The organism is Arthrobacter halodurans (assembly GCF_041877255.1).
In the GTDB taxonomy this organism is placed as follows: Bacteria; Actinomycetota; Actinomycetes; order Actinomycetales; family Micrococcaceae; genus Arthrobacter_N; species Arthrobacter_N halodurans.
This window is the reverse complement of sequence record NZ_JBHDLJ010000037.1, coordinates 1-319: the sequence shown is the minus strand read 5'-3', so window position 1 is coordinate 319 and position 319 is coordinate 1. Positions and strand designations below refer to the sequence as shown.

1 protein-coding gene is annotated in these 319 nt (G+C 79.3%); it reads left to right on the top strand.

Translation table 11 applies throughout. From position 1 onward, the window contains the following. Positions 1 to 319: hypothetical protein (locus ACETWP_RS17325; protein WP_373973534.1), on the top strand; the 319-nt coding region annotated here is incomplete at both ends.

Here is a 319-nt window from a genome sequence, read left to right as displayed (position 1 = left end):
CGCGGTGGCCGCGGCCGCGCCGGCCGCGCGGGCCCTGCCCGGGGGCGGGGAGACGGTGCTGGCCGCGATGGAGGCGAACCTCGCCGCGACCGCGCGGGCCTCGGAGCCGGGCATCGTGCGCCGGGTCGCGCAGGCGTGGGTGCTGCGCATCGACCAGGACGGGCTCGAGCCCTCCGCGGAGGTCCGCCGGCAGTCCCAGGGCCTGTTCGACCGGGGCCGGCGGTGGGGGTTGCGGCGCTTCGAGTTGTTCGCCGATGACCTGCAGGCCGAGGCCCTGCTGGTCGCGTGCCTGCCCGAGGCCAACCCCCGCACCGGACCC